The 23545-nt window shown below is 37.4% G+C and carries 19 protein-coding genes; 4 read left to right on the top strand and 15 right to left on the bottom strand.

From position 1 onward, the window contains the following. Nucleotides 1-19: 19 nt before the first annotated feature. The 5 genes from DOK81_RS07505 to DOK81_RS07485 form a co-directional block, all read right to left on the bottom strand. A complete protein-coding gene (locus DOK81_RS07505) occupies nt 20-2221 on the bottom strand; it encodes an HDIG domain-containing metalloprotein (RefSeq protein ID WP_206909740.1) in 2202 nt (733 codons plus the stop codon). Nucleotides 2222-2244: 23 nt separating this feature from the next. Beyond that, nucleotides 2245-3216 (bottom strand): PhoH family protein, encoded by a 972-nt coding sequence (locus DOK81_RS07500; RefSeq protein WP_206909738.1) that lies wholly within the window; start codon nt 3214-3216, stop codon nt 2245-2247. Between the two features lie 156 nt (nt 3217-3372). Continuing rightward, a complete protein-coding gene (locus DOK81_RS07495; RefSeq protein ID WP_206898463.1) occupies nt 3373-3819 on the bottom strand; it encodes a GatB/YqeY domain-containing protein in 447 nt (148 codons plus the stop codon). 26 nt (nt 3820-3845) lie between these two features. Next, a complete protein-coding gene (rpsU, locus tag DOK81_RS07490; protein WP_002356740.1) occupies nt 3846-4022 on the bottom strand; it encodes a 30S ribosomal protein S21 in 177 nt (58 codons plus the stop codon). Between the two features lie 162 nt (nt 4023-4184). Continuing rightward, nucleotides 4185-4613: a Fur family transcriptional regulator gene (locus DOK81_RS07485; RefSeq protein ID WP_067483869.1), complete on the bottom strand. Its 429-nt coding sequence runs from the start codon at nt 4611-4613 to the stop codon at nt 4185-4187. Nucleotides 4614-4703: 90 nt separating this feature from the next. Here DOK81_RS07485 and DOK81_RS07480 point away from each other — a divergent pair, with 90 nt between their 5' ends. Then, the gene (locus DOK81_RS07480) at nt 4704-5564 is read left to right on the top strand and encodes a pyruvate, water dikinase regulatory protein (RefSeq protein WP_206909736.1); all 861 of its coding nucleotides are present in this window, start codon (nt 4704-4706) and stop codon (nt 5562-5564) included. 128 nt (nt 5565-5692) lie between these two features. On the opposite strand, the gene DOK81_RS07475 is transcribed toward DOK81_RS07480, so the two are convergent. The 6 genes from DOK81_RS07475 to DOK81_RS07450 all read right to left on the bottom strand — a co-directional run bounded on the left by DOK81_RS07475 (nt 5693) and on the right by DOK81_RS07450 (nt 12761). Next, entirely contained in the window at nt 5693-5986 is a 294-nt protein-coding gene (locus DOK81_RS07475) for a metalloregulator ArsR/SmtB family transcription factor (RefSeq protein ID WP_067483865.1), read from the bottom strand. A 72-nt stretch (nt 5987-6058) separates the two neighbouring features. Continuing rightward, nucleotides 6059-7786: a phospho-sugar mutase gene (locus DOK81_RS07470; RefSeq protein WP_206909735.1), complete on the bottom strand. Its 1728-nt coding sequence runs from the start codon at nt 7784-7786 to the stop codon at nt 6059-6061. Nucleotides 7787-7972: 186 nt separating this feature from the next. Next, on the bottom strand, nt 7973-8905 hold the full coding sequence (gene trxB, locus DOK81_RS07465; protein ID WP_206909733.1) for a thioredoxin-disulfide reductase: 933 nt from the start codon (nt 8903-8905) through the stop codon (nt 7973-7975). A gap of 137 nt (nt 8906-9042) precedes the next feature. Then, nucleotides 9043-10476: a 6-phospho-beta-glucosidase gene (locus DOK81_RS07460; RefSeq protein ID WP_206909730.1), complete on the bottom strand. Its 1434-nt coding sequence runs from the start codon at nt 10474-10476 to the stop codon at nt 9043-9045. Between the two features lie 57 nt (nt 10477-10533). Beyond that, nucleotides 10534-11361, bottom strand: coding sequence for a Cof-type HAD-IIB family hydrolase (locus DOK81_RS07455; RefSeq protein ID WP_206909728.1), 828 nt, complete (start codon nt 11359-11361; stop codon nt 10534-10536). Nucleotides 11362-11372: 11 nt separating this feature from the next. Further along, a complete protein-coding gene (locus DOK81_RS07450) occupies nt 11373-12761 on the bottom strand; it encodes a 6-phospho-beta-glucosidase (RefSeq protein ID WP_206909727.1) in 1389 nt (462 codons plus the stop codon). Nucleotides 12762-13008: 247 nt separating this feature from the next. Between DOK81_RS07450 and DOK81_RS07445 the strand changes: the two genes are divergently transcribed. Beyond that, nucleotides 13009-13926 carry a MurR/RpiR family transcriptional regulator gene (locus DOK81_RS07445; RefSeq protein WP_206909725.1) on the top strand — a complete coding sequence of 306 codons (918 nt, stop codon included), beginning with the start codon at nt 13009-13011 and terminating at the stop codon, nt 13924-13926. Between the two features lie 79 nt (nt 13927-14005). Here DOK81_RS07445 and DOK81_RS07440 read toward each other — a convergent pair whose 3' ends face one another. The 3 genes from DOK81_RS07440 to DOK81_RS07430 form a co-directional block, all read right to left on the bottom strand. Next, nucleotides 14006-15784 (bottom strand): ABC transporter ATP-binding protein, encoded by a 1779-nt coding sequence (locus tag DOK81_RS07440; protein WP_206909723.1) that lies wholly within the window; start codon nt 15782-15784, stop codon nt 14006-14008. Next, complete coding sequence (locus tag DOK81_RS07435; RefSeq protein WP_206909721.1) at nt 15784-17535, bottom strand: ABC transporter transmembrane domain-containing protein; 1752 nt, start codon at nt 17533-17535, stop codon at nt 15784-15786. The genes DOK81_RS07440 and DOK81_RS07435 overlap by 1 nt, the downstream gene beginning before the upstream one ends. 129 nt (nt 17536-17664) lie before the next feature. Beyond that, nucleotides 17665-17889 (bottom strand): YneF family protein, encoded by a 225-nt coding sequence (locus DOK81_RS07430; RefSeq protein ID WP_071868695.1) that lies wholly within the window; start codon nt 17887-17889, stop codon nt 17665-17667. A gap of 261 nt (nt 17890-18150) precedes the next feature. On the opposite strand from DOK81_RS07430, the gene DOK81_RS07425 reads away from it, so the two are divergent. Next, a complete protein-coding gene (locus tag DOK81_RS07425) occupies nt 18151-19731 on the top strand; it encodes an Nramp family divalent metal transporter (protein WP_206909771.1) in 1581 nt (526 codons plus the stop codon). Nucleotides 19732-19994: 263 nt separating this feature from the next. On the opposite strand, the gene DOK81_RS07420 is transcribed toward DOK81_RS07425, so the two are convergent. Continuing rightward, nucleotides 19995-20888 (bottom strand): deoxyribonuclease IV, encoded by an 894-nt coding sequence (locus tag DOK81_RS07420; protein WP_206909719.1) that lies wholly within the window; start codon nt 20886-20888, stop codon nt 19995-19997. A 247-nt stretch (nt 20889-21135) separates the two neighbouring features. Between DOK81_RS07420 and DOK81_RS07415 the strand changes: the two genes are divergently transcribed. Beyond that, nucleotides 21136-23481: a transglycosylase domain-containing protein gene (locus DOK81_RS07415; RefSeq protein WP_206909717.1), complete on the top strand. Its 2346-nt coding sequence runs from the start codon at nt 21136-21138 to the stop codon at nt 23479-23481. The last annotated feature ends 64 nt before the right edge of the window (nt 23482-23545 follow it).

Below are 23545 nucleotides of genomic sequence, written 5' to 3'. Positions count from 1 at the left end.
TCTTTACTCACTTTTTTGATTATTCTTGTGTTCGTGCTTGTTCTTCTTTTAATTTTTCAGCTTCTGATTTCATTTTTGGATACTTGATCCGAGAGTGGAACGTACTACTTAATCCACTGATCAATGATTTCTCAACTTTACGAATTTCTTTCAATGTTAAGCCAGTGTCGTCTAACTGACCGTCTGCAATACGTTCTGCAATCAAATTATGAACAAATTGTTCGATTTTTTCACCTGTCGGATGATCCATTGCACGTACAGCTGCTTCACAGCTATCAGCAATATTGACGATTCCAGCTTCTCTTGTTTGTGGTTTTGGTCCCGGATAGCGGAACTGTTCCTCTGTGACTTCTGGGTTACGTTCTTTTGCTTTTACATAAAAATACCGCATCAATGTTGTCCCGTGGTGTTGATTACAAATATCAATGACCATTTCAGGCATACCATATTCTTCTAGAATTTTGGCACCATCTGTCACATGACCAAAAATAATTTGTTTGCTATCTTCTGGCAACAGGAAGTTATGGGGATTTTCCGCCCCAGACGGTAAATTTTCAACAAAAAAACTAGCATGTTTGATTTTTCCAATATCATGATAGTAACAAGCCACTCGAGTTAATAACGAACGTCCACCGATTTCTGCTACCGCATTTGCACTTAGATTCGCCACCATCATACTATGGTGATAGGTACCTGGCGCTTCTTCTAGTAATTGTTTCAATAATGGATGATTTGGATTGCTCAACTCATTTAAGACGATCACACTATCATCTGTCACCATTAATTCAATGTAAGGATGTAACCCCATTGTTAATAAGAAAGATAACAATGCACCAGTTACTCCGCAAACCAAAGTCAACCAAGTCGTTCCATCACTAAAACTCATGCCTTGATAAACAATCAAAATAATATTCATCAGTGTTGGGAAAACAATTACCCACAAAACAGCGGGCATACCTTGTTCAGAAATTCGTTGTCGCCGAACAATCGTCCCCATCAAACCTGAGAATAGATAGGAAACCAACAACACGGTTAAGGTATTTGTCCCAATAGAACCATAATAGATAAATAACGCTGATACAGCTTGGAAAAGTGCCGCCACAATCCCCGCTCTTCGATTAAGGAAGAAATTTAAGACCAGTGGTGTAAACGCCGCCGGGTAAAACAGTGGAATATAAGTTGCTTGTTCTGTTTGGAATAACTGGAAAAACTTCATCATAATAATACTTAAAGACATTGCTGTTACATAGAACAAGACGTATTCTGTCCGTTTGTCTGAGTCTTGAAATTGCAATGAATTATAGGCTAAGACAATAATCTGCAGAAGCACAGCTAAAATCATTGCAACTAACGGAAAGATCGAAGTTGTTTGATTGGTCAATCCCAACAATTCCAATTTTTTCATTGCAGCTGCATCAATTTGATTCCCTTCACGTACAATGATTTCTCCTTGGAAAATCATCACTGGCTGAACAGCTTCACGTGCGTTCGCTTTCAGTTCTTCCGTCTTCTTCTCATTAAGTACATCATTTACTACGATTCCTTGATCTACTAAATAATTCAATACTTGTTGTTGCGCAGAAGTAACATTGAGATATTGGATTTTATCTTGTGCTTCTTGCTTGAATGTGTCAACATCGCTTTCTCTTACTTGTTTGCTCATTTGTTCATCAATCAATTTCAGACTTTCATCACGAACAGTCGACAATTCATCTTCCGTCATACCGAAAATGAGCGTGTAAAAATTACTAGGTAATTTTTGATAAAATGCAACATCCTCTACATTTACTGTTTCGAAATTTTTCTTTAGTGCTGCAATTCTTTCATCAATCGTTGGTTTGGGAATATTCGCATCATCACTGGCCTTTTTGACCTTTTCATCATACGCCTTATCGATTGCATCATTTGTTTTATTGATCAAATCAAATAGTTGCTTGATTCGATCATTTTGATCAGCTGCCAAATCTTGCTGATAAGTATACTCTGGTGTGACTGCTTCGGCTGCCAACTTTCTCTTTTGCTCGGTCTCTTCTGTATTCTCAATCGTTTTGGTTGCACGAATACTTTCTTCAGCTACTTGTCCTTCTCTAAAATCATTTGCTTTTTGTTTGACACTACTAAAAGTCACCCCACAAATGATTATAAAAAACACAGCTAACAGCAAAGGCAAAAATGCTTTTCCTAATTTTGCCTGCAGTTGCCGGATTGTTTTATTCAACATGTGCTTATCCTCCTAAGCAAAGCTTATTCTTGATGAAGATCGGCTTTTTCATACGCTTGAATAATTTCAGCAACTACTGGATGTCGGACAACATCACTGGCTTCAAAATTAACAAAATCAATTTTTTTGATTTGCTTCAACGTACGTTCAGCATGAACTAAACCACTCATCGTCCCTCTTGGCAAGTCGATTTGGCTAGTATCTCCATTAACAATCATTTTTGATTGGTACCCAAGACGAGTCAAGAACATCTTCATTTGAGCCACAGTCGTATTTTGTGCCTCGTCTAAAATAACAAACGCATCGTCTAATGTTCGACCACGCATATACGCCAAAGGTGCAATTTCAATTACGCCTCGTTCCATTAAACGATTCGTATGCTCTAATCCAAAGATTTGATAAAGTGCATCATAAACTGGACGTAAATAAGGATCCACTTTTTCTTTCAGATCTCCCGGTAAAAAGCCCAAATTTTCTCCTGCTTCAACAGCTGGTCGAGTCAAGATAATTTTTTGGACTTCGCCTTTTTTTAAAGCAGCAATTGCTAACACCACGGCGAGGAAGGTTTTCCCAGTTCCAGCAGGGCCAATACCAAACACGACATCATGGTGTTTGACAGACTCAACATATTTCTTTTGTCCGCTATTTTTTACCCGAATAGGTTTGCCATTTCTGTCTTTCACAATTTCTTCTTCATACATCTCGATGAAGTAATCTAAGGTACCTTTTCGTCCCATATTTATCGCAGCTACCACATCTGGTGTACTGATATGGATCCCGCGTTTGATCAATTCTTGTAGTGTACGGATCACTGAACTAGCCAATTTCACTTGTTCATTTGTCCCAATTAGTTGAATTGTTTCACCACGAGTATTGATAACAGTATTGGTTGCATCTTCTAGGAGCTTGATATGTTTATCGTGTGCACCAAAAAGCAAGCTGGCATCGTCAGCCGCTGTTAATCTAATCTCTAAAGAAATGGACTCTTCTGTCAAAAATAGACATCTCCTTTATCTCTTTCATTTCTTGTCTATTTTACCACACTCATAGAAAACTATATAGCAAATAAAAAACGAGAATTGTTCCCCCTGTTTTCTTCAAACGACAGAAAAAAACCGCAAACATTTCTGTCTGCGGTTCAGATTACAAAATTAAGCTTGTAATAGTTCTTTAACGATTGCATTCACTTGATTTCCGTCTGCTTTTCCCTTGACTTTAGGCATGATAACACCCATTACTTTGCCAAATTCTTTAACAGATGAAGCACCAGTTTGTGCAATAGCGTCTTGAACAAGTTGTCGAATTTCATCATCAGAAAGTTGTTCTGGCATATACTTTTCGACAATTACAATTTCGCCTTTTACTTTATCAGCTAAATCATCGCGTCCTGCCTGCTCAAACTCTTGTAAAGAATCACGACGTTGTTTCATCTCGCGAGACAACACTGTTAATTCTTCATCTTCCGTCAAGTCGTGGCCTACTTTGATTTGCTCGTTTTGTATTGATGACTTGATCATACGAATGACTTGCAAAGTTTCTTTCTCTTTTGCCTTCATCGCTGCTTTCATGTCATCGTTCAATCTACTTAGTAGTGACACACTACCAGCTCCAATTCATCAAAGAACTAGAATTTTTTACGTTTTCTAGCTGCTTCAGATTTTTTCTTACGTTTCACGCTTGGTTTTTCGTAGAATTCACGTTTACGAGATTCTTGTAAAGTACCCGCTTTTGACACGGAACGTTTGAAGCGACGAAGAGCATCGTCAAGTGATTCGTTTTTGCGAACGACTGTTTTTGACATGTTAATTCCCTCCCTCCGAGCTTAAAAAGTAACCGTAGTGCTATTGAAATAATTATCCCAAAAAACAAACTGTCCTTTAAACATTATAGCTAATGCTCTTTTGACCGTCAAGGGGTTCTTTCTTTTTTTTCGATTTATTAGTTGTTATTTTATTTTATTGAATCATTGACAATCTTCGCAACGTCCAAAGATTTCAAATCGGTGACCTTCAATCGTGCATCCCCCAAGTTGTTCTTCAAAATAGTTCATTGGGCACATGTGGATTTCTTTTGTCTTTCCACATACGGTACAGATAAAATGATGATGATGACCGATTTCTCCCTGGCAACAATGAAAGCGGAATTTCATTTCTCCATTCAGATCTGTTTCTTCTAATAAATCCAGCTCAGCAAAATCATGTAAGTTTCGGTAAATCGTATCGTAACTTACACCTTTAAATGTTTCATTCATATAGTCAAAGACTTCTTTAGCAGAGACATAGCGGTTACGCTTTACCAAGTAAGTCAATAAGGCTTCTCTTTTTTTCGTGTATTTAAATCCGTTATTTTTGAGTGTTTCCAAAGATTGTTCAATTAATGTTTGCTTTTTCATTTCTCTTCCTCCAAATCAAAATGATTACGAAGTACGCGTTCCAGAGTATGGTATAATAAAGCAAAAAAAAAAGCAAGTGAGGTTTTTCTTATGGCTTCAGATTCAACTGAATTAGTTACTTTTTTTGTCATCTCTGATTCCGCTGGCGAAACAGCGACCAAGTTAGCACAAGCAACAATGGCTCAATACCCAAGTGTTGAGTTCAATTTATTCCGTCGAACATTTGTCACTGACAAAGAAACATTGCTTAATGCATTAAACGATGCATTGACAGAGCAAGCTATCGTGCTCCACACTTTGATCAATCAAGAATTGATCGACACAGCTCGAACATTTTGTGATGAAAACGAATTGTTCAGCTTCGATGTCATGACGCCACCTGTAGCTGAAATTGAACGACGAACAGGGATTCAACCCACGCGTCAACCCGGTGCACTTCATTTATTGAATGAAAACTATTTTAAACGAATCAAAGCAATGGAATTTGCAGTTAAATACGATGATGGCAAAGACCCTCGTGGTTTTTTAGAAGCAGACGTTGTTTTACTTGGCGTTTCTCGTACTTCCAAAACACCTTTGAGTTTATTTTTAGCCAACAAAAATTTAAAGGTTGCAAATTTGCCTTTGATTCCACAAGCTCATATTCCAAAACAATTATGGGAAGTAGATCCTAAAAAAATTGTAGGTTTAACTAATGATCCAGATATTTTAAACAGCATTCGTAAAGAACGTATGCGTTCTTATGGATTAAATCCTGATACTGCTTATTCTGATATTGAAAAAATTCGTGCGGAATTAGATTTTGCAAATGATCTTTACCAAAAGCTTGGATGTGTCGTCATCAATGTTGCCTCTCTTTCCATTGAAGAGACAGCTTCCTTGATATTAAATGCTCTTGAATTAGAAGACCACAGCTATTACGGAACAGAGACTTCTGAAACTTCCGATTGATTCACTGATTTTTATTTCACACTAAAAAAAGCGAACCTAAATCCACTAACGATTTAGGTTCACTTTTTTTCTAATAAAACTTCATTGATCTTTATTGTTGAAATAACTGACTGTTAAAATTTTTTGACTTAGTCATGCTCCACATGCTTCACAGTCTGCTCTAAGATATCTAAAACATGGGAGTCATCCAACACATATAAAATCGCTTTTCCTTCACGGCGAGAACGAACGATTTTATTTTCTCGAAGTAACCGTAACTGATGAGAAACAGCAGATTGTTCCATTTCGACAGCTTGGCTGATGGCTGTGACATTTTGTTCACCATTTTTTAGATACAATAAAATTTTTAAACGTGTTGGATCGCTTAACATTTTAAATAGCTGACTGATTTTTTCAATTTTTGTTCCTTGAACCTCTGACAAAGGCTTCACCTCCAACTATCTAAAAAGACTGACTTCTAAAGTTTACCACTTTTTCCGTCAGTCTCAAATTCCTTAGTCTTTTGTAATTGCTTGGATGCTTGCTTCGTAAGCTGCAATTTTTGCTTCAGCATCGTCTTGTGAGTTTCCTTTAACTCCAATGTAGAACTTGATCTTTGGTTCTGTACCAGAAGGTCGAATTGCTACCCAACCTTGTTCTTCTAGCATATATTTCAAGACATCAGAAGGCGGTGTCGTTAATGCTTCGACATTGCCAGCTGCATCTGTTTTCGTTAATTTCTTGAAGTCTTCTGTCTGCAATACTTTGGCACCTGCGAATTCAGTTGGTGCTTCTTGACGGAATTTTTCCATTAACGCTGCGATTTTAGCTGATCCTTCTTGACCACTCATAGTAACAGAAATCGTTTTTTCTGCATAATAACCATATGTTTCAAAAATAGCTTGTAAGCCATCATATAATGTTTTTCCTTGTTTCTTGTAAAAAGCAGCAACTTCGGCCAATAAAACTAATGCTTGGATTGCATCTTTATCACGTACAAATGGTTTAACTAAATAGCCATAGCTTTCTTCAAAACCAAACATAAATGTATGTGAATGGTCTTCTTCAAACTCTTGGATTTTCTCAGCTATAAATTTGAATCCTGTTAGTACATTGAACATCGTTGCACCATAGTTTTTCGCAATCGCAGTTGGTAATTCACTTGATACGATCGATTTCAATACTGCTGGATTCGCTGGCATCGTATTTCTTGCTTGATGTGCTTCTAAGATATATTGAATCATGATTGCCCCAAGCTGGTTTCCTGTTAATACTTCATACGAACCATCAGGTAAACGAACGGCAGCACCAAGGCGATCGGCATCTGGATCTGTTGCAATCAACAAATCAGCGCCTTCTTTTTCACCTAAACGGATTGCATACTCAAAAGCAGAGTGTTCTTCTGGATTTGGAGATTTAACCGTTGTAAAATCAGGATCTGGGATTGCTTGTTCAGGAACTAACACAAATTGTTCAAAACCAGCTTGTTTTAAGGCTTTTTCACCTAACATTTTCCCAGTTCCATGAAGAGGTGTGTAAACTAGTTTTAAGTCTTTGCCCATTTCTTCGATCAATTCGTGGTCGATCGTTACAGCTTTCATTTCTTCTAAATAAGCATTGTCTACTTCTTCGCCAATAATTGAAATCAGACCGCTGTGTTCCACTTCTTCATCTGACATTACTTCAACTTTTAGCGGATTGCTGACTTCACGTACATATTTAGTCAATGCGTCGGCATCAGCAGGTGGCATTTGTCCTCCATCTTCGCCATAAACTTTATACCCATTATAAGCAGCAGGATTATGTGATGCTGTAATCATGATCCCAGTAAACGCATTCAGGTGGCGAACAGCAAAAGATAATTCTGGTGTTGGTCGTAAACTTTCAAAAACAAAAGATGGAATATCATGTTTGGCTAATGTTTTTGCAGCCTCCATCGCAAATTCTGGTGATTGATGACGTGAATCATAAGCGATCGCTACGCCACGACGTTTTGTTTCAGGATCTTGTGCATCCATGAAACGTGCTAGTCCTTCTGTTGCTTGACGGACTGTGTAAATATTCATACGATTAATACCAGGGCCTAAAATACCACGCATTCCTGCCGTACCAAATCCTAAAGGCGCGTAAAAAGCATCTTCTAATTGTTTAGAATCCTGACTCAATATAGTTAATTGCTGTTTTAAATTTTCTTCTAGGTTCACTTCGTTTGCCCATTGTTCATAAACTTGTTCCCAAGACATGAAAATAACACCTCTTTCTAAAATATGAATTCTGTTTTAGTATAGCATTCACGAAGATCAGATGAAAGACACAACGAGAAAAAATGATACCAACTAGGATTTTCATTGAACAAATAAAAACAAAGCCCAACCAAAAATGAGGATACACTTTTGATTGCGCTTTTTTATTTTGTTAACATAATAAGTTTATGCTTGTGTAGTAGATTCTTCTAAAGTTTCTAAATACTTGAATACTTGTTGCCCAGCAATCCCGCCGTCGCCAACTGCTGTTGTGATTTGGCGCAAATCTTTTTCACGCACATCTCCTACAGCAAAAACACCAGGCATATTTGTTTTCATTTCTTGGTCAGTTGGAATCCAACCAGCCGCATTCGTTAAACCAGCTTGTTTGAATGGTTCTGTCAAAGGATCAAGACCAACATAGATAAAGACGCCATCAGCGGCCAAAGCTACTTCATTTCCTGTTTTTACATTATGCGCTTTAACACCTGTTACTACCATTTCATTGCCAATGATTTCATCAACAACTGTATCCCATACAAACGAAATTTTTTCATTTGCAAAAGCGCGCTCTTGAATGATTTTTTGCGCACGTAATTCATCACGACGATGAACGATTACAACTTCAGAAGCAAATTGTGTTAAATAGATTGCTTCTTCAACTGCAGAATCGCCGCCACCGATAACAACTAATCGTTTGTTACGGAAAAATGCGCCGTCACAGACCGCACAATAAGAAACACCACGTCCTGCATACTCTTCTTCGCCAGAAACACCTAGTTTGCGGTGGACACAGCCAGTAGCAATAATGACCGTTTTGCCTTCATACGTTTTGTCTTCACAGATGACTTCTTTGTACGTACCATGATCTTTGATATCTTGGACGATTCCATAAGCATTTTCTGTGCCAAACTTTGAAACACCTTCATACATTTTGTACGCAAGATCTGGTCCCATAATCGACTCAAATCCTGGATAATTTTCAATTTCTGCTGTGTTATTCATTTGACCACCAGGCGCACCTTGCTCAATCATCACCACTGATAAATTTGAGCGTGAAGCATACAAGGCAGCTGTCATTCCAGCAGGTCCTGCGCCAATGACAATTACATCATACATATGTACATTCCTCCGTTTAAATCAAGTAAGCTTACTTTACAGCCAACATCAAAAAAAGTCTATTGTTCTGCTTACCTTTTCGAATATGTACATTATACTCGAATAAAAGGCGCAAAAACAATAGACTTTTCAGTTAATTATTCATTCGCTAAGTCTTCACCATTTGAGGCAATTACTTTTTTATACCAATCAAATGATTTTTTCTTCGTACGGGCTAACGTCCCTTCACCATAGTTATCACGGTCCACATAGATAAAGCCATAACGTTTCTTCATTTCACCGGTTCCGGCTGATACTAAATCGATACACCCCCAAGTCGTATACCCCAGTAAATCAACACCATCTAACTCAACAGCATCTTTCATGGCTTGGATGTGTGCAGCGAGATAAGAAATCCGATAATCATCGACAACATATCCGTTTTCATCAGGTTCATCTACTGCGCCCAACCCATTTTCAACAATAAATAGTGGCTTTTGATAACGGTCATAGATATCATTCATTGTGATTCTTAACCCTAATGGATCAATTTGCCACCCCCATTCACTTGCTTCTAAATAAGGGTTTTTGACAGAGGCAAAAATATTTCCTGCAGTTTGTTCTAATAATTCAGGATCTGTTGTTGATACCCGAGAAGAGTAATAAGAAAAGGAAATAAAGTCTACCGTGTGTTCTTTCAGTAATTCCAGATCGCCAGGTTCCATTTTTAATTCGATGCCTTCACGGGCCATTTCTTTTAGCGCATAAGCAGGATACTCGCCACGTGATTGAACATCAATGAAGAAATAATTTTCACGATCTGCTTGACGTGATGCCCAAACATCTTCCGGCTTACATGTGTAAGGATAATTTGCGCCCGCTGCTAACATGCACCCAACTTGATTGTTCGGATCCACTTCGTGTGCGATCTTCGTTGCAATCGCACTCGCTACTAATTCGTGATGTGCTGCTTGATATTTGACTTGTTCAACATTCTCGCCTTCTTCAAAAACAAGACCTGCGCCCATAAACGGTGCGTGTAAAATCATGTTGATTTCATTAAAAGTTAACCAATATTTGACCAATCCTTTATAACGGTTAAAGATTACTCGACATAAATTTTCATAGAAACCAACTACTTCACGTGAGCGCCACGCACCATATTTTTTAATCAAATGCATTGGACAATCAAAGTGAGTAATTGTTACTAAAGGCTCGATACCATGTTTTTGACATTCTTTAAACACATCTTCATAAAATTTTAGACCTTCTTCATTTGGTTCCTTTTCGTCACCCATTGGAAAAATACGACTCCAAGCAATTGATAAGCGATAGGTTTTAAAGCCCATTTCTGCGAATAAAGCAATATCTTCTTTATAACGATGATACATATCGATTGCTACTTTTGCTGGATAAAAATGCTCTTCGTCAAATTCAAGCATTGATTTTTGACCTGTAATAACCGAAAAACGATCCTCGCCGATTGGTACCACATCAACGTTAGCTAATCCACGTCCACCTTCATCATAGCCACCTTCACATTGGTTAGCAGCTGTTGCGCCACCCCATAAAAAATCTTTTCTAAATCCCATTTGTCTTTCCCCTTTTCTTTTTCAACTATCTCATTCAGAACCTGTCTTTTCTTGCTCTCAAATTAGTTCAAAATGCTTGAATGCTAACCAAAGACCATCATTATCAACGGGTTCTGTAATGTAATCAGCTATTTTTTTAATTTCTGGGCCGCCATTCCCCATAGCTATCCCAGTACCGCAATGCTCCAGCATCGGAATATCAACTTTTGCATCACCAAATGCAAAACTATTTTCTGTGGCAATATTCAAATAAGTTAGTAATTCATCTACTGCTACTGCCTTATTGATACCACTTAATGCAATATCACCAAACAAAGCTGTTTCACCAGCACCACCCCAAGTCCCCAGTTTATATTCTGGGAAGGTTGCTACTGCCTCTAAATAATTTTCATAACTATCCAAGATAAAACTGATTTTATTCACATCATTTCGATATAAATCTGCGCCAAAAAACATCTCTGGAAATACTTCTCGAACAGTCGTCTGCCCTTTTCCTTTTCGTTGCGAATACTCTTGAATCGTTTTTTCACCACGTTCTTCGAAAGATCCACTAGCGTATAATCCACTGTTAGCTTCTAAATAAAATTCTAGACCTTTTTGATTTAGCCAATCAACAATTTTAGTTGTGTCTTCCAATGTCAAGGTCGCTTCTTTTAGCACTTGGTCTTTAAACTCAATATAGCTCCCATTACCGCCAATATACCCGTCAAAGCCAATGTCCAATATATTTTGATACATCTCGGCTTTACTACGACCCGTTACGGTAAAAACTAAATTTCCTTTTCTTTGTGTCTCTTGGATAGCTCTGATGGCTGACTCAGGTAAATCATTTTCGTAATTCACTAGCGTTCCATCTACATCTAAAAAGACGATTTTTTTCGTCATGAGTGCTTCCCTCAAACTTTCACTGCGTCTAATTCACGAGCTACTTCATCTTGTACCTCAACGCCTTCTTGTTTTAATCGTTCAATTGTTTCACTAAATTGTGGCAAATATTCTTGATGTGCAATAAACAACTCATCCATGATTCGTTTCGCTGTTTCTCCTGAACGGACCAACGGATTGATTGTAAATGCTTGTAATGCTGTTCCATAATCACCAGTTACGGCAGCTTCAATGGTTAGTAATTCCATATTTTTCATTACTTGCAACCAACCTCTTTCAGCCGGTGCTAATGAACCAAAGGCAACATTTCGTGCACCTTGAGCACCGACATAGGCAGTTACTTCCACAACGCAATCTGCTGGTAAATCAGGAACGGCACCCTCATTTTTTGCGGAAACGACGATTTGAGTTTCTTTGTTTCCATAAATCGAGGCAATCGTTTCACAAGCAGCATCTGAATAATAAGCACCACCGCGTTTTTGTAACTGCTCAGGTTTATGATCAAGATTTGGATCTTTATAAAGCTCAAATAGTTCTGCCTCTGTTTCTTTCACTTGTTGGGCACGAGTACCGATTGTCCGATATTCTTCCAGTGCATGTGCAAGCATTTCTTCTTCACGATAATAATAACGATGATAGCCGCAAGGGACCATTTGCATTTGTTTTAATTGTTCTTTGAAAAACGGAATATCGAAAATGTTTTTTGGTAATCCATTATCTTCATCATAAAGTCGTTCAATCAATCGATCTGTAATATCTTTCCCTGTTTTGTCTGCGACTTTATGCCAATGAAAATGATTTAGCCCTGCAAATTTATAAATCAAATCTTCTTTCTTCTCACCCAGCATTTCAGGTTCAGTCATCATTGCCATAACAGGTACATTGCATAAACCAATGACACGATCCCATTTCCCATAACGAACAACCGCTTCTGTTACCATACCACTTGGATTTGCAAAATTAATGAGCCATGCGTTCGGACATAAACGTTTCATATCTTCAACCACAGACAAAATCACAGGAACGGTACGAAAAGCTTTGAACATTCCACCAGCACCATTCGTTTCTTGACCAATCATGCCATAATAAGCAGGAATTCGTTCATCCTTCACACGTGCATCTAACTGACCAACTCGAAATTGAGTTGTTACAAAATCTGCATCTTTCAGCGCTTCTTCGCGATTAAGTGTTGCATATATTTTCACGTCATAAGGGGTAGCATCCCACATTCGTTGGGCCATTTTACTAACAATTTCTAGTTTTTCTTTTCCAGCTTCAACATCAACTAGCCAAATTTCACGTATTGGTAATTCTTCATAGCGTTTGATAAAGCCTTCCATTAATTCAGGGGTGTAACTACTGCCGCCGCCAATCGTCGCAATCTTGATTCCTTTTGTCATATGCTCACTCCTTCAATTTTGTTTACATTTTCATTATCATTTTTGTAAAAGAAATTCTCAATACACCTCTTTAACTTTGCAGAGACATTTACAAAAACTAACAATTTTTTTCCTATTTTTGTAAATACTACTTTGTTCAATTCCAATTTTCTCTTGTAATTTGTTGATTTATTCATACAACAATGTAAAAACGTTTACAAATCATTCACAAAAAAGATATAATTTATGTAAAAAAAGGAGGTGTCCAATGCTTTTACGAGAAAAAATCAAACAAACTACTTTTTCACCAGCCGAGACACAAGTCGTTCACTTCCTCTTTGAAAACACACAACAAGTTGCACAATTGACGATTCAAGAAATTGCCAATCAAGCTTTCGTTCATCCTTCGACATTGATTCGTGTAGCAAAAAAATTAGCATTCACTGGCTGGATTGAATTACGAGATACTTTTTTAGCTGAAGCTGAATACTTAGAAAGAAACTTTCAAGAAGTGGATGCCAATCTGCCTTTTACGGGCGAAGAAGGAATCATGACTATCGCAAATAAATTAGCTTCTTTGGAACAAACAACGATTCAAGATACGCTTTCACTGATTCATCATGATGACTTACAACAAGCAAAACAGTTATTACTTAAAGCAAAAAAAATTGTCATTTTTGCTAGCAATGCCAATACATTGATCTCCCAAGATTTCATTTTAAAAATGAAACGTATCAAAATGGATGTTCATGTCGTGACTACATTTGGCGAATCATCTTATGAAGCATATAACTGTGATGAAGAGACATGTGGTTTACTGATTTCTTACACGGGTGAAAATCAAATGATTTTAAAAACTGCACACATTTTACGTGAAAAAAATGTGCCTATTTTAGCTTTGACAAGTATCGGCGAATGCAGTCTTTCCACTTTAAGCACCGTTGTCTTGCGTTTGACAACTCGAGAACGACTTTATTCAAAAATCGGGAATTTTACAATCAATACGTCAATCTGCTATTTGCTAGATGTACTTTATGGCTGTGTCTTTGCTGAAAATTATCAACAAAACTTGAACCATTTGATTGCTGTTGGACAAAAAGTTGATAAACGTCCAATCAGTTCTTCAATCATGCAAGAAAACCATGGGGAAAACTTTCAAGTCAAAGATTCCTTTTTACCCAATTGACTTTTACTTCAACACAAAAGCAAGCAAAGAATTGAGCCATTTAGGCTCTCTTCTTTGCTTGCTTTATTTTTACTATTGATTAACTGCTTTGTAGTTGATACATATCTGCATATAAACCGCCAATTTGTAACAGTTCTTCATGACTTCCTCGTTCAACAATTTTCCCCTTATCTAGAACCAAGATAAGTTCTGCATCACGAATGGTCGATAGTCGGTGAGCGATGGCGATGGTTGTTCGCCCTTGCCTCATTTTAGCCAAACCCTCCTGAATCAAGCCTTCTGTTTCCGTATCGATGTTTGCTGTCGCCTCATCCAATACAAGAATTTTAGGATCTGTCACAATCGTCCGCGCAAAAGTAATCAACTGGCGTTGCCCGCTAGAATAACTTGCTCCTCGTTCAATCACTTTAGAATGATACCCTTGTGGCAACTCATCAATAAATCGATTGGCTTGGACAAACTCAGCAGCTTCGCGAATTTGTTCATCTGTGATCTTCTCGTTAAACATTCGGATATTTCCAGCAATATCACCGTAAAATAGGAATGCGTCTTGGAGAACCAACCCCATTTTTTCTCGAAGTTCATTGATTGGATAAGAGCGGATGTCACGATCATCAATCAAAATCTCACCTTCATAAAATTCATAAAAGCGCATCAAGACATTGATGATCGAACTTTTCCCACTACCTGTATGTCCAACTAAAGCTACTGTTTCACCAGGATTTGCAACAAACGAGATATTATTTAAAACATTGTTTTTTCCATCATAAGAAAAACTAACATTTCTAAATTCGATTTTTCCATTGATAATTTCACCGCTAGCATCTTCTTCTTGTTGTGGCGCATATTCTGTCGTATCCATAATTTTTAAGATTCGACTTCCAGCAACAATTCCATCGGTGAAGACACTTAAAAAATCCATCATTTGTGACATAGGATTAAAGAAACCTTGAACATACGTCGTAAACGCATAAATCAATCCAACTTCCACTGGTGAATGCAAGGCATCGATTCCAAATAAAGTTAAGACAAGTGCGATTGCTAGCGCATATAAAAAATTGATGATTGGACTCAACAAAATTGAATTCGTTTTGATCATCGCATAGCGAGTCGCCAAGTAGTCATCGTTTACTTCTTCAAATTCATTTGACAACCGCGTTTCTTGTCGAAATTGCTGAATAATTTTCATACCAGAAATTGATTCATTCAATTTGGTATTCAGCTGGCTCAATTTTTCCCGCATGTTCCGGTAAATCCGAGAACTGAATTTTTGATAATACCAAATGACTACACCTAAAATTGGTAAAAAGATCAACGTCCAAAGGGTAATTTTTACATTGATCTGAATCATTGCAACTAATGAAGAAACCACCGCAAAGATTCCCGTCAAAACCATCAAGAATACATACCAAAATTCAAACAATGTTTCAGTATCATTCGTGACACGCGAAACGATTGAACCCGCTGGTGTCTGGTCAAAATAACGCATGCCTAATGTATGAAGTTTTTCAAACAATTTCACTCGAATATGCTGAAAGGTTTTTAAGGAAGCCATCGAATACAAATACCACTGGAAAAACCAGATAATACTTTTGACAATGACCCCAAATAAATATAATCCAGCAAAAAACAAAATCACTTGAGTCGTTGCTGATTGATTTGCTAAATGATTGTCCATAAATGATTGGATGATCCTTGGCAAAATGACGTTGATGACAGATAAACTTAACGCAAATAAAATAGCCACGATAAATGTTTGCTTAAATGGTTTGGCAAAGACCAGTAACCGTTTGATAATCTGCTTCTGTTCTTTTAAAGGAATTGATTTAGTCCATTCTGATTGATAATTTTCTTCCATTACGCTTCACCTCCCTCAATTTTTGCTTCTAGTTGTTGTTTTTCCCACATTTGTTGATACCAGCCACCTCGTGCTAATAACTCCTCGTGTGTTCCGCGTTCTATGATTTTTCCTTGATCGATAACTAAAATTTCTTGGGCATGCATGACACTGCTCAAACGATGAGCCGCAATAATTGTCGTTTTATTTTTACGATTCGACTTTAGATTTTGGAGAATTGCTTCTTCTGTTTTAGCATCGACAGCCGATAACGCATCATCTAAAATCAATAGCTCTGGATTTTGAATTAATGCTCGCGCGATAGAAATTCGTTGCTTTTGTCCCCCTGACAAAGACACGCCACGTTCACCAACTAACGTGTCATACCCTTTTGGTAACTCTTTAATCTCACTATTGATAAATGCCATCGTTGCAGCTTTTTCTACCGAAGATTCTGTCAGTGTGGGATTAGAAAAACGAATATTCTCACGAATCGTCATAGAGAATAAGAAATGATCCTGTGGAACATAACCAATTGACTGCAGTAACGCATCTAGAGAGTACTCTTTGATATTCTTCCCACCAATCATCAATTTTCCTTGATATTGGTCGTACTCACGCATCAAGAGTTTAAGAATTGTTGTTTTCCCTGCACCTGTTTTCCCTACAATCCCTAAAGTGTTCCCCTCATGAACTGTAAAATCAATTTTTTCTAATGCAAGTCCTTTTTCTTCAGGATAACTGAATGAATCAATAGCAACGACTAACTCACCTTTAGCTGGCGTTTGAATGGCGCCCATTTGTTCAACAATATGTGTTTGTTCATGTAATAGCTCGTTTACGCGATCATAAGAAGCATTCCCTCTTTCCAATACATTGAATAAACGACCAATCGCAAACATTGGCCATACCAACATCCCGATATAACTAATGAAAGAAACTAGCTGACCAATTGTGATTGTTCCTTCTAAAACATATTTGCCTCCAAGAATAATTGTCAATACATAAGAAATACCAATAATCAGTGTAATAAATGGATCAAATAAGGCATCTAAAAAATTCACTCGTTTATTTTTTTCAATTGCTTCCGCAATCTTTGTTTCAAAATCTGCTAAATCTTCTTTTTCTTGTCCAAACGTTTTGATTACTTTGATACCCGTGATACTTTCTTGTGTCTTATCATTAATCGATGAAAAGGCTTCTTGCGCTTCACGAAATCCGTCATGAAGCTTGGTACCCAACACACGCGATGTTACAGCCAACAATGGTAACGGAATCAGCGCAATCAGCGTCAGTCGCCAATCCACAAACAAAATCATCGCAATGATTGTTGCACCTCCAGTGATTACTGAATCTGCAAAGGTTAGGATTCCTGCACCAGCTACGTTTTGGATTGCATTTAAGTCATTTGTCGCATGCGCCATCAAGTCACCCGTCCGGTATTTTTGATAAAAGAGTGTATCCATTTTAGTAAAGTGATCAAATAAGCGTTGGCGTAACTCCTTTTCAAGTCGTGCGGCACTTCCCCAAATATTCATACGCCAAATGTAACGAAAAAGATATTGAAGAACAGCTGCCACTATTAAGATGACAATCCAAAAGGCAATCGTCGACAATGAGATTTTTTTATCTGCGATTTCATCAATGATCAATCCGATCACTTTTGGAGGAACTAGTTGGACAAGTGCAACAACCATCAACGAAAGAACGCCTACAAAATAGTGCTTTTTTTCTTGTTTGAAAAACCAACCAAGTTTTCTAAAAATCGACATTTTATGCCTCCTTTAATTTTTCTCAAGAGCATCCATCTAAAATTTTCTAAATTTTCTAACAACTACAACCAAAAAAAGCGAGCTGAAAAATCAGCCCGCTTAAAAGTATGTCAACTTTGGAGAGAGAACCTATTTTTTACCTTGGTTCTTCATTTGTTGCATCATCTGACGAATTTTCTTTTCAGATGGTTTTTGCCCCATTGACATCATCATTGATCGTAACATGTCCTCATTAACGGGAGGATTTTTTTCTAAATAGTCTTGCATATATTTGCGCGCAAAAAAGAATCCACCAATTGCGCCGATTAGTAACGCGATTACAGCGATAAGTACGACAATACCTGTTGATACCATGTAAATCTCTCCTTTCCTTTTTCCGAATTGCTCTCAATAAAACATTTTACTAAAGATTTTATAAAAAGAAAAGCCGTTTTCTGAATAATGCGTAAAAAATTGAATAAAAATCCTACTGCGCCCCTTTTCTTTCTGATTTTTCCACCTCTGCGTAAGAAGGCATGCCTTATTATAAATTTTAGGCTAACCGAATTTTTTTCTTGAATTTTATTTAATTAGGTGTAAAATGTAGTCGTAAAACCAAAACAGAAAGGTGGTTTGATTGTGGAAAATTCGAACCAACATAAACATCACCTAATTGAACATACAAACGGTTTATCCTTGGCCGAAGTCAATGGTACAGTTGAAGTACCAAAAGGAAAAGGTTTTTTCAAAACTTTACTTGCTTACTCTGGTCCTGGCGCTTTAGTCGCTGTTGGCTATATGGACCCAGGTAACTGGTCAACCTCTATTACAGGTGGACAAAATTTTCAATATTTACTCATGTCAGTCATTTTAATGTCAAGTTTGATTGCCATGCTTCTTCAATACATGGCAGCAAAATTAGGTATTGTTAGCCAAATGGACTTAGCTCAAGCCATTCGGGCTCGTACCAGTAAAACACTAGGTGCTATCCTCTGGGTACTGACAGAATTAGCGATTATGGCGACTGATATCGCTGAAGTTATTGGTGCAGCAATTGCTCTTTATCTCCTATTTGGAATTCCGTTAGTCGTTGCTGTCTTCATCACTGTTTTTGATGTCTTCTTACTTTTATTGTTAACAAAAGTTGGCTTTCGAAAAATCGAAGCAATTGTTGTTTGCTTGATTTTCGTGATTCTATTCGTTTTCGTTTATCAAGTTGCTTTATCTAATCCAGATTGGCGCGCTTTATTTGCAGGCTTCATTCCGAACAGTCATACGTTTTCTGATAGTCCTGCAATCGGTGGACAAACACCGTTGACTGGTGCTTTAGGTATTATTGGAGCAACAGTGATGCCACATAATTTGTATCTCCATTCCGCTGTTTCACAAACAAGAAAAATTAACCATGATGACAACGCAGATGTGGCTCGCGCAGTACGTTTTACTACTTGGGACTCCAATATTCAATTGTCTATGGCGTTTCTTGTTAACGCACTTCTATTGATTATGGGCGTTGCCGTTTTCAAAACTGGGACCGTAAAAGACCCTTCTTTCTTTGGTCTTTATGAAGCTTTATCAAATCCAGCAACCATGAGTAATGGTATTTTAGGGGAAGTTGCAAAATCCGGAATTCTTTCTACTTTATTTGCGGTTGCCCTTCTTGCTTCTGGTCAAAACTCAACAATTACGGGTACTTTGACTGGACAAGTTATTATGGAAGGCTTTATCCATATGCGCATCCCTGTTTGGTTACGTCGTTTAGTCACTCGCTTACTTTCAGTTATTCCTGTTTTAATCTGTGTCATGTTAACCAGCGGAAAAAGTGCCATTGCTGAACATGAAGCATTAAATAACTTGATGAATGAGTCACAAGTCTTCTTGGCTTTTGCTTTACCATTCTCAATGATTCCGTTGTTGATGATGACGAATAGTCAAGTAGAAATGGGAAAACAATTCAAAAATTCATTCGTAATCAAAATTTTAGGTTGGTTCTCGGTGATCAGTCTAACTTATCTCAATTTACGAGGCTTACCAGGACAAATCGAAAGTTTTTTTGGTAACCAAGCAACGATTTCAGAAATCTCATTAGCCGACAATATTGCCTATGCAATCATTGTGGCAGTGTTATTACTGTTAGCTTGGACCATCATTGAATTGTATCAAGGAAACAAGAAACATGAACGCTATCTAAAAGAAGTTATGCAAGAAGAAGGATAAGGTTGTGGCTCTAAGCGTTTAACTCCGAAAAAATAGCAAGCAACCACTCAAAATCGCTTTTCATATTTTGAAGTGAGTGCAAGCTATTTCGAGGAGTTGCTTAGGGAACACCGTGGTTAAAGGTTGTGGCACAAAACAATCAATCACAACTAACTCTCTCTTCCTGCCACTCTTAAATAAACAAAAAGAATCCGCAAAAATCAGTTGATTTTGCGGATTCTTTTTTATTTATTTCCTATTAGTTTCTGTTTTTGCAATTAAGTTTATACTTCTTCTAACAGTTCTGGAAAAATCGTTGGATCAAACTTTTGTTCTTTGAACATCGTGATTTCTTTTCCATAAGGTGCATAAGCTTTCTTTTTATCTTTTCCAACGTAAGGAGTTTCTAAAATTTTTGATACCTGTTCAAAACGAGCATCATGAACAATTGTGTTCAATGTATCAAAGCCAATCGTTCCAAAGCCGATATTCGCATGTCGATCTTTATGCGAGCCTTGGGGATTTTTAGAATCATTGATATGTAACACTTTTAAACGATCTAAACCAATTACTCGATCAAATTCAGTCATCACACCATCAAAATCATTTTTCACATCATAACCTGCATCATTTGTGTGGCAAGTATCAAAAGTGACAGATAATTTTTCATTCAAAGTTACACCATCAATAATTTTCGCTATTTCTTCAAACGTTCGACCAATTTCTGTTCCTTTACCTGCCATTGTTTCTAAAGCAATCTGAGCTGTTTGGTCTTTCGTCAATACCTCATTTAGTCCTTCAACGATGCGTGCAATTCCCGCTTCAGGACCAGCGCCAACATGTGCACCCGGATGTAAAGTAATCTGAGTTGCACCCAATGCTTCAGCACGTTCGATTTCTTCTCTTAAAAATTGGATTGCAAAAGGAAACATTTCTGGTTTGACCGTATTTCCCAAATTAATAATGTACGGTGCATGAACGACAATATTTGAAAGGCCATTTTCTGCCATAAATTCCTTTCCTGCAGGAATATTCATTTCGTCAATTGCTTTTCTTCTGGTATTTTGTGGTGCGCCTGTATAGATCATAAAAGTTGAAGCACCATAGCTTGCTGCTTCTTCAGCTGCGCCTAAAAGCATTTTTTTTCCACTCATACTAACATGTGAGCCTAGTAACATGTATTTTTCCTCCTATTATTCCAGTCGTTTGCTCCAGATGAATTGGTCTGTTTTGAGCCCTTTTTTCATCTTAACCGAAACCATACATAAAGAAAAGTTTAAGGATTGTCTCTTGAAAAAATTCTTCAAAAAGAGTGCTTTTTTTCAATTAAAATTGGTCATTTTATCCTAAAAAATGCAGAACCTGTTTTTTTGCCTGTTTTTTTGCTATAATTAGCGAAATAATTCAATAGTTGAGGTGACTCTTTTGCCACAAAAAGATATTAAAAAAAGGAAGAAACACGCGAACACCGAAAAATGGTTTATTCCTAAAATTATTTTTAGAGTTTTTCAGTCGTTAGCAGTCGTGATTGTCGTACTTTTGTTACTAGCTGGTGCACTTGGCCTCGGGATTGGGGCTGGTTATTTTGCTTACCTTGTTGAAGATACTCAGACACCAACAAAAGAAGAATTGCAAGCTGATCTAGGCAACATCACAGAAACATCTAAGCTTGTCTATTCAGATAATAGTGAGATTTCAACCATTCAAACAGATTTGATGCGAACGACCGTCGCTTCAGACAAGATTTCTCCTCTATTAAAAACAGCGATTATTAGTACAGAGGATGAGTATTTTGATGAACATGATGGTTTTGTACCTAAAGCAGTCTTGCGTGCTTTAGTTTCTGAAGCTACTGGGATTGGTTCTTCTGGTGGTTCGACATTGACACAGCAATTAGTTAAGCAACAAATCTTGACTGATGAAACAACCTTCAAAAGAAAAGCCAATGAGATTTTACTTTCTGCACAAGTCGAAAAGTATTTTTCTAAAGATGAGATTATTTCAACCTATCTGAACGTTTCTCCTTTTGGCCGAAATAACAAAGGACAAAATATCGCTGGTGTGCAGGAAGCTGCAAAAGGAATTTTTGGTGTAGATGCAAAAGATGTTTCTCTACCGCAAGCTGCTTTTATTGCTGGTTTGCCACAAAGTCCGATTACTTATAGTCCTTACACGAATACTGGTGCTTTGAAAGAAGACGTTTCTGACGGACTTGAACGAAAAGATTTTGTTTTATTCAGTATGTATCGTGAAAAGAAGATCACAAAGGAAGAATACGAAGCAGCAAAAGCTTACGATTTGACCAAAGATTTCTTACCACAACAAATTGCCGAACAAAATGATCGTGAATTTCTCTATTATACTGTTATGAATAATGCAACTGAAATTGTAACTAAGCAACTAGCCGAAAAAGATAATGCTGACCTTACTGATAGTAAAACGTACGATGCTTACTACCAAAAAGCACAACAAACAATCCAAAACAAAGGCTATACCGTTCATTCAACCATTGATAAAGATATTTATGCAGCTATGCAGGATGCAGTTGCAAATTATGGTTATTTATTAGATGACGTTTCCGGTACTCGTGTCGAAACTGGGAATGTGTTAATGGACAATCGAACGGGTCGAATTTATGGTTTCGTTGGCAGTCGTGATTACACTCAAAGCCAAAATAATCACGCCTTCGATATGATGCGCCAAGCTGGTTCTTCAATCAAGCCAGTATTGGTTTATGGCCCCGCGATTGATATGGGCTTAGTTGGTTCCGAATCACGAATTTCTAACTACACGACGACTTGGAAAGAAGGCGCAAATTCTGGCGAGGAAATTGTGAATGCAACCAATCAACACCTCAATACCTTCCAAACGATTCGTGAGTCTTTAGACTGGTCAAATAACATACCTGCCTATCATTTGTATCAAAATGTACTTGATTCAGGTGGATCAAAACAATCTGCTTATGATAACTATTTAGCTAAGATGAACTATCCGAAAAATGATAACTGGGGTGTTGAATCTGCACCATTAGGAACTGTAGAAGTGACCACCCTTCAGCAAACAAATGGATTTCAAACATTAGCTAATAATGGTGTGTATCAAGAAGGTTATCTGATTGATTCAATCACAGATAACGAAGGAAATGTTATTTACAAACATGAAGAAAAGCCGGTACGTGTCTATTCAGAAGCAGCCGCTTCAATTATGAATAACTTAATGCGTAGTGTATTAGATCAAAAAATCACTACACCATTTAAAGAAGTGATTACAAATCTAGATGGCACGTTAGGGAATGCTGATTGGGTTGGAAAAACTGGTTCAACCAACGAATATCGTGATTCTTGGTTAATTGTTTCAACACCATCGATTACAATTAGCAGTTGGTCTGGACACGATGATAACACTCCAATGGACAATCAAGCCGGAAAACGTTCCGCAAACTATTTAGCTTATTTAATCAATCGTGTCTATCAAACGAATCCAACTGTTTTTGCAACACAAGAAAAATTTGAACTTTCCTCTGATGTCAAAAAAGAAAAAGTTGCTTCCTTTACTGGTCAACTTCCTGGAAAAGTTACAGTCAATAAACGTTCGATCCAAACACCAAGTAATACGGTTGAATCTCTTTGGGCAAAAAATGAACCAGAAAAGAGCACCTTTAAATTTGGTATTGGTGGAACAGATGAAAATTATACGGATTATTGGAAAACTGCTTCTGCCTATGCACGTACAACTTCCAAAACAAAAGATACCAAAAAGAATAATGATTAAAAGCAAAACCCACGATAGGCGTCGTGGGTTTTTACTTTGTATAAAAAAGCTAGCCATGAGCAAT

Origin of the sequence: Enterococcus sp. DIV0660C, from assembly GCF_017316125.1 — a bacterium.
Lineage (GTDB): Bacteria > Bacillota > Bacilli > Lactobacillales > Enterococcaceae > Enterococcus_B.
The sequence above is the reverse complement of the archived record's forward strand: the minus strand, read 5'-3'. Positions and strand labels throughout refer to the sequence as shown.

Coding starts and splice junctions, on each gene's coding strand:
- DOK81_RS07505 (WP_206909740.1), bottom strand. CDS start 2,221: ATGTTGAATAAAACAATCCGGCAACTGCAGGCAAAATTAGGAAAAGCA.
- rpsU (WP_002356740.1), bottom strand. CDS start 4,022: ATGTCAAAAACAGTCGTTCGCAAAAACGAATCACTTGACGATGCTCTT.
- DOK81_RS07485 (WP_067483869.1), bottom strand. CDS start 4,613: ATGAAAAAGCAAACATTAATTGAACAATCTTTGGAAACACTCAAAAAT.
- DOK81_RS07480 (WP_206909736.1), top strand. CDS start 4,704: ATGGCTTCAGATTCAACTGAATTAGTTACTTTTTTTGTCATCTCTGAT.
- DOK81_RS07470 (WP_206909735.1), bottom strand. CDS start 7,786: ATGTCTTGGGAACAAGTTTATGAACAATGGGCAAACGAAGTGAACCTA.
- trxB (WP_206909733.1), bottom strand. CDS start 8,905: ATGTATGATGTAATTGTCATTGGCGCAGGACCTGCTGGAATGACAGCT.
- DOK81_RS07460 (WP_206909730.1), bottom strand. CDS start 10,476: ATGGGATTTAGAAAAGATTTTTTATGGGGTGGCGCAACAGCTGCTAAC.
- DOK81_RS07455 (WP_206909728.1), bottom strand. CDS start 11,361: ATGACGAAAAAAATCGTCTTTTTAGATGTAGATGGAACGCTAGTGAAT.
- DOK81_RS07450 (WP_206909727.1), bottom strand. CDS start 12,761: ATGACAAAAGGAATCAAGATTGCGACGATTGGCGGCGGCAGTAGTTAC.
- DOK81_RS07445 (WP_206909725.1), top strand. CDS start 13,009: ATGCTTTTACGAGAAAAAATCAAACAAACTACTTTTTCACCAGCCGAG.
- DOK81_RS07440 (WP_206909723.1), bottom strand. CDS start 15,784: ATGGAAGAAAATTATCAATCAGAATGGACTAAATCAATTCCTTTAAAA.
- DOK81_RS07435 (WP_206909721.1), bottom strand. CDS start 17,535: ATGTCGATTTTTAGAAAACTTGGTTGGTTTTTCAAACAAGAAAAAAAG.
- DOK81_RS07430 (WP_071868695.1), bottom strand. CDS start 17,889: ATGGTATCAACAGGTATTGTCGTACTTATCGCTGTAATCGCGTTACTA.
- DOK81_RS07420 (WP_206909719.1), bottom strand. CDS start 20,888: ATGTTACTAGGCTCACATGTTAGTATGAGTGGAAAAAAAATGCTTTTA.